Consider the following 6,948-nt stretch of genomic DNA (forward strand, 5'->3'; position numbering starts at 1 on the left):
CCCTTGAATATAAAAATGTCAACGAAGTGCGCGTTGGAAAGTATATGGAAGTAATGCTCGAGGATTCAGAGAACATCGAAGAACAAGTGGATAAAATGTGTGACCAATTGCTTGCGAATCCGGTTATCGAAGACTATACGTATTCGATCGAGGAGGTTGTCTAAGTGAAATTCGCCGTCGTTGTATTTCCCGGTTCGAACTGTGACCGTGACATGTATTATGCCGTGAAGGATGCGCTAGGAGAGGAAGCGGACCTAGTCTGGTATAAGGAAGCTGATCTATCAAGCTATGATTCTATCCTTCTCCCAGGAGGTTTCTCTTACGGAGATTATCTCCGCTCAGGAGCGATCGCGTCTACGTCTGACATCATCGAACAGATTCGTGAAGCTGCAGAAGCTGGTAAACCAATTCTCGGTGTCTGTAACGGATTTCAAGTTTTGCTGGAGATGGGACTGCTTCCAGGCGCGATGCTTCCGAACAAACATCTGAAGTTCATGTGTCACTATGAAACGCTGATTGTTGAAAACGCTGAAACGCTTTTCACTAATCGCTATGATGAAAACGAAAAAATCAGCATTCCGATCGCTCACGGTGACGGAAACTATTATTGTGATGAACAAACCTATGAAACTCTTAAAGCGAACAACCAGATCGCTTTCACATATGAAAAGAACCCGAACGGATCCGTCGGGGATATCGCCGGCATCACCAATGAAGCAGGAAATGTTCTTGGCATGATGCCGCACCCGGAACGTGCCGTTGAGAAGCTTCTAGGAAACGAGGACGGATTACGATTGTTTCAATCCATTTTGACTCATTGGAGGAATAGCCATGCCATCAATGCTTGAGATCAGCCCAGAGCAAATTGAAGAACAACGTCTATACAGTGAGATGGGATTAAGCGATGACGAATTTCAATCCATCAAAAACATCCTTGGCCGCAAGCCTAACTATACCGAAACAGGGTTGTTCTCGGTCATGTGGTCGGAACACTGCAGCTATAAAAATTCCAAACCGCTGTTAAGAAAATTCCCAACTGACGGACCTCAGGTGCTTCAAGGGCCTGGTGAGGGAGCTGGAATCATCGATATCGGTGATGAACAGGCAGTCGTTTTCAAAGTAGAAAGCCACAATCACCCATCAGCTGTTGAACCGTATCAAGGCGCGGCTACTGGTGTCGGCGGCATTCTTCGTGACGTCTTCTCGATGGGCGCTCGTCCGGTTGCTTTATTGAACTCATTACGTTTTGGTTCCCTGCAGCAGCCCCGCGTCAAGTATTTATTCGAAGAGGTTGTCCGCGGGATCGCAGGTTACGGCAACTGTGTAGGAGTACCAACTGTCGGTGGGGAAGTCCAGTTCGATGATGCGTACAACGGCAACCCACTTGTCAACGCGATGTGCGTTGGATTGATCGATCATAAAGATATTCAAAAAGGGATCGCCGCAGGGATCGGAAACACCGTCATGTACGTCGGTGCGAAAACCGGGCGTGACGGCATCCACGGAGCGACTTTTGCATCGGAAGAATTGTCGGAAGAGTCCGAAGAAAAAAGACCTTCCGTCCAGGTTGGCGACCCGTTCATGGAAAAATTACTGATTGAAGCTTGTCTTGATGTGATCCATCATGATGCGCTTGTTGGCATTCAGGATATGGGAGCAGCCGGGCTGACGTCATCTGCTAGTGAAATGGCGAGTAAAGCAGGCACGGGGATGACGATGAACCTCGATCATGTCCCGCAGCGCGAACAGAACATGACGGCTTATGAAATGATGCTGTCTGAATCTCAGGAGCGTATGCTGCTTGTTGTTGAAAAAGGCCGCGAAGAAGAGATTGCTCAAGTATTCCGTAAATACAATTTGGAAGCAGTAGCGGTTGGAGAAGTAACGGATACAAAACGCTTCCGCCTAGAGCACCATGGTAAAGTTGTCGCAGACGTACCCGTGGATTCGTTGGCAGAAGACGCACCCGTTTATCACCAGCCGTCTCAAGTTCCAACGTACTATCAAGAATTTCAGGAAATGGACAACTATATTCCTACGATTATCGATTATCGTCAAACACTTGTCGATCTTTTGAAGCAGCCGACAATCGCGAGCAAAGAATGGGTCTATGACCAATACGACTCGATGGTTCAGACGAATACGGTTGTTGCGCCTGGTTCTGACGCTGCTGTTTTGCGCGTTCGTGGTACGAACAAAGCGCTTGCTATGACGACTGACTGTAATTCCCGATACATTTACGTAGACCCAGAGATTGGTGGGAAAATTGCTGTCGCTGAAGCGGCTCGTAACATCGTGTGCTCAGGCGGCCGCCCACTCGGCATCACGGATGGTCTGAATTTCGGTTCTCCGGAAAATCCGGAAATTTTCTGGCAAATGGAAAAAAGCGTCGATGGCATGAGTGAAGCTTGTCGTGAGCTTGATACGCCGGTGATCAGCGGAAATGTATCCCTATATAATGAATCGTTCGGCGGAAAAGCGATCTACCCGACACCGATCGTTGGAATGGTCGGATTAATTGATGAAACGGAACATATCACACAGTCACACGTGAAACAATCCGGAGACCTGATTTATGTGGTAGGAGAAACGCTTCCTGAATTCGGCGGAAGTGAACTTCAGGGCATGCTTGAAGGACGCCACTTTGGAAAAGCGCCTGTACTGGATCTTGAAAAAGAATCGCTTCGCCAGAAACAAGTATTAACAGCGATTCGCTCAGGTCTTATAGAATCTGCCCATGACCTTGCTGAAGGTGGCCTAGGGGTTGCTTTAGCCGAGAGCCTGTTTGATCAGGAACTTGGTTGTGAAGTAAGTATCGAAGGAGACGTCACATCCGCTTTATTCTCAGAAACGCAGTCTCGCTTTTTACTCTCTGTTAAACCAGAAAATCAAGAAACGTTCGAACAATCCGTTACAGACGCCCATTTAATCGGAAAAGTGACAGACGACGGCATGTATCGTGTGAAAGCCGGTGAGAAAACAGTCGTGGAAGAGCGGACATTTATGCTAAAACAAACCTGGAAAGGAGCTATTCCATGCTTAGTGAAATCAAAGGCCTAAATGAAGAGTGCGGCATCTTTGGGATATGGGGACATCCGGAATCAGCTCAATTGACGTATTACGGTTTGCATGCATTGCAGCACCGTGGGCAGGAAGGCGCTGGAATCATCACGAGCGATGGAGAACAGTTGAAGCTCGCCAAAGGACACGGACTGATCAACGAAGTTTTTTCTCAACACCAATTGGATGAGTTGAAAGGGCACGCCTCAATGGGGCATGTCCGCTATGCGACGGCAGGGGACGGGGGATATGAAAATATCCAGCCCCTGTTATTCCGCTCGCAAACAGGCGGACTTGCGCTAGCTCACAATGGCAACCTCGTCAATGCCCAAGCACTGAAAAACCAGCTTGAGGCCCAGGGTTCAATTTTACAAACGACATCTGATACAGAAGTTGTCGCTCACTTGATCAAACGGGCACGCCATCTGGAACTTGACCAGGCGATTGCAGAAGCTCTGTCGATGATTAAAGGAGCCTATGCATTCTTAATGATGACCGAGGATAAAATGTTTGTTGCCAATGACCCTCGTGGGTTACGCCCGTTAAGCCTTGGACATTTAGGGGATTCATGGGTTGTATCCTCAGAAACGTGTGCGTTGGATATCATTGGTGCAACGTATGATCGTGAAGTGAAGCCAGGTGAATTGCTGGTCATCTCAGACGAAGGTGTGGAGTCCAAGCGTTTTTCAGCACCGATTCAGCGTACGCTTTGCTCAATGGAGCACGTTTACTTTTCCCGACCGGATAGTAACTTGGACGGAAAAAACGTCCATGCTTCAAGAAAACGGATGGGGAAAGCACTTGCGAAAGAAGCGCCGATCGAAGCGGACGTCGTGACAGGCGTACCAGACTCAAGCATCTCGGCTGCGATTGGGTACGCGGAAGAATCCGGACTTCCTTACGAGCTCGGTTTAATCAAAAACCGTTATGTCGGAAGAACGTTCATTCAGCCTTCTCAGGAGCTTCGGGAACAAGGTGTGAAGATGAAGCTTTCTGCCGTAAGAGGAATTGTTGAAGGAAAGCGTGTCGTCATGGTTGATGACTCGATCGTTCGAGGGACAACGAGCCGCCGGATCGTGAAGATGCTGAAGGAAGCGGGAGCGAAAGAAGTGCACGTTCGAATTGCTTCCCCTCCAATCAAGAATCCGTGCTATTACGGCATCGATACTTCCAACAGTGGGGAATTGATTGCTGCTAACAATACAGTAGAAGAAATCGAAGAACAAATCGGAGCGGACAGCTTAGCCTATCTCACTCCGGAAGGGTTGAACGAAGCGATTTATGAAGGGCAGGAATCGATGGAACACGGTGGATGTATGGCTTGCTTTACAGGAAATTATCCAACTGAAATTTATCCAAATACGGTTCACCCTTACGAAAAAGCGTAAAGAAACGGAGGATGAGCGATGAGCCAATCATACAAACAGGCAGGAGTCAATGTTGAAGCGGGATATGAAGCCGTCGATCGTATGAAAAAACATGTGCAAAGAACGATGCGCAAAGAAGTGCTCGGTGGACTTGGCGCTTTTGCCGGACTTTTTGATATCAGTGATATGAACTACGAAAAACCAGTCCTCGTCACAGGAACAGACGGCGTAGGAACGAAGTTAAAGCTCGCTTTTCAAATGGATAAACATGATACCATCGGTGTGGATGTCGTCGCGATGTGTGTGAACGACATTGTCGCTCAAGGTGCCGATCCGCTATTATTTTTAGATTATATTGCTTGTGGAAAAAATGAACCAGAGCGCATTGAGCAAATCGTTAAAGGCATCGCCGATGGCTGCGAACAGTCCGGTGCCGCCCTTGTAGGAGGCGAAACGGCTGAAATGCCTGGCATGTATGAGCTCGATGAATACGACCTTGCCGGATTCGTCGTCGGGATGGCTGACAAAGATCAAATCATTACAGGTGAGTCGATCCAGGCTGGAGATGTATTGATTGGCCTGCCATCTGCCGGCGTTCACTCTAACGGCTTTTCGTTAGTACGAAAAATCATAGAGAACGAAGCTCTTGATTTGCAAAAGGTTTATCCGGAAATGAGCCGCCCGCTCGGTGAGGAGCTGCTGACACCGACGAACATTTATGTGAAGACGATCCAAAGAATGAAAGAAGCGGCGACGGTGAAGGGTCTTGCTCATATCACCGGCGGCGGTTTCTATGAAAACATTCCGCGGGCGTTGCCAAAAGGATTCGGAGCTGAGATTCAACCAAACAGCTGGACAGTACCCGAGATTTTTAACTTCCTTCAAAAACAAGGCGGTATCCCAGAAGAGGACATGTACGGTGTCTTCAACATGGGCATCGGCATGGTTGCTGTCGTATCTATAGACGAGGCAGAGGCAGCACTTGCTTCCTTAGACAAAGCCTTTGTCATCGGACATGTCACAGAAGAGGAAGGAATTCACTGGTCATGATGAAATTAGCTGTTTTTGCTTCAGGCACCGGTTCGAATTTTGACGCGATCATCCAGGCCATTGAAGAAGGAAAGCTTGATGCCAAAGTTTCTCTTCTTGTTTGCGACCGGGTGGGGGCGCCTGTCATCGAGAAAGCCCAGCGTCATGCTGTCGATACCGTTGTGTTTACGCCGAAGGTTTACGAAAATAAAGCGGCTTACGAAAGAGCGCTGCTCGAAGACTGCCGCTCCCGTGAGATCGATTTCATCATTCTAGCCGGTTATATGCGCTTGATCGGTCCTACGCTGCTTGAGCCTTTCAAAAACCGCATCGTGAACATCCATCCATCCCTTTTGCCGGCTTTCCCTGGAAAAGATGCAATCGGCCAAGCGTTTGAAAAGCGTGTGAAAGTCACTGGCGTCACCGTTCATTTCGTCGATGACGGGATGGACACTGGACCGATCATTGACCAAGAAGCAATCAGGATCGAAGACACGGATGCCAAAGAAGACGTGAAGCGGAAAATCCAGGCGGTTGAGCATCGCCTTTATCCACAAGTCATTCAATCATTACTCGTCAAGGAGGAATCCAAATGAAAAAGCGCGCCTTACTAAGCGTATCCAATAAACATGGATTGACCGATTTTGCTAAACAATTGCACGAACTAGATTACGAACTAGTTTCTACAGGAGGGACGAAACGAGTGATCGAGGAAGCGGGAATTCCTGTCCGCTCGATCTCAGAGATTACCGAGTTCCCTGAAATTATGGACGGACGTGTCAAAACGCTTCACCCATCTGTGCACGGAGGATTGCTCGCCAAACGGAGTAATGAGGATCATATGAACCAGATTGAGGAGCTTGGCATCCAGCCGATCGACCTTGTGGCTGTTAACCTTTATCCGTTTAAAGAAACGATTGCGAAAGAAGACGTAACTGAAGCAGATGCGATTGAGAACATCGATATCGGCGGCCCAACCATGCTTCGCGCCGCTGCGAAAAGCTTTGAAGATGTCGCTGTCGTCGTCGATCCAGACGATTATAATGAAGTGGTGGAAGGACTGAAATCAGAGAACCTGAGTTTTGAAGTACGCCGCAAGCTGGCTGCGAAAGTCTTCCGTCATACAGCAAACTACGACGCCATGATCGCGGAATACTTCACGACTTTAACGGAAGAAGCTTATCCAGAAACGTACTCCGTTACTTACGAAAAAGTTCAATCCCTAAGATACGGTGAAAACCCGCACCAGTCTGCTTCTTTTTACAAAAAAGCGAACTACGAAGGAGCATCTCTCGCGAATGCGGAGCAGCTGAACGGAAAAGAGCTTTCCTATAACAACATTCAAGATGCGAACGCCGCTTTGGAGGTTGTGCTTGAATTTGGTCAGCCGGCCGCAGTAGCTGTCAAACATATGAACCCTTGTGGGGTTGGTGTTGGGGACACGCTTTATGACGCTTATGTTAAAGCGTATGAAGGAGACCCTGTTTCGATT

The 6,948-nt window shown here is 48.2% G+C and carries 7 protein-coding genes; all 7 read left to right on the top strand.

The genetic code is table 11. The features are described from left to right. Nucleotides 1-164: phosphoribosylformylglycinamidine synthase subunit PurS (gene purS, locus LD39_RS06515; protein WP_035544213.1), on the top strand; the 164-nt coding region annotated here is incomplete at its 5' end. Next, nucleotides 165-848, top strand: a complete 684-nt coding sequence (purQ, locus tag LD39_RS06520) for a phosphoribosylformylglycinamidine synthase subunit PurQ (protein ID WP_035544215.1) — start codon at nt 165-167, stop codon at nt 846-848. Continuing rightward, a complete protein-coding gene (purL, locus tag LD39_RS06525; RefSeq protein WP_035544217.1) occupies nt 832-3,060 on the top strand; it encodes a phosphoribosylformylglycinamidine synthase subunit PurL in 2,229 nt (742 codons plus the stop codon). Before purQ ends, purL begins: the two co-directional genes overlap by 17 nt. After that, entirely contained in the window at nt 3,036-4,448 is a 1,413-nt protein-coding gene (gene purF / locus LD39_RS06530) for an amidophosphoribosyltransferase (protein WP_035544218.1), read from the top strand. Before purL ends, purF begins: the two co-directional genes overlap by 25 nt. A gap of 18 nt (nt 4,449-4,466) precedes the next feature. Continuing rightward, the gene (gene purM, locus LD39_RS06535) at nt 4,467-5,477 is read left to right on the top strand and encodes a phosphoribosylformylglycinamidine cyclo-ligase (protein WP_035544220.1); all 1,011 of its coding nucleotides are present in this window, start codon (nt 4,467-4,469) and stop codon (nt 5,475-5,477) included. Then, complete coding sequence (gene purN / locus LD39_RS06540; RefSeq protein ID WP_035544223.1) at nt 5,474-6,052, top strand: phosphoribosylglycinamide formyltransferase; 579 nt, start codon at nt 5,474-5,476, stop codon at nt 6,050-6,052. Before purM ends, purN begins: the two co-directional genes overlap by 4 nt. Next, nucleotides 6,049-6,948: bifunctional phosphoribosylaminoimidazolecarboxamide formyltransferase/IMP cyclohydrolase (purH, locus tag LD39_RS06545; RefSeq protein ID WP_035544225.1), on the top strand; the 900-nt coding region annotated here is incomplete at its 3' end. The genes purN and purH, both read left to right, overlap by 4 nt.

Origin of the sequence: Halobacillus sp. BBL2006 (assembly GCF_000786645.1) — a bacterium.
In the GTDB taxonomy this organism is placed as follows: domain Bacteria; phylum Bacillota; class Bacilli; order Bacillales; family Halobacillaceae; genus Halobacillus.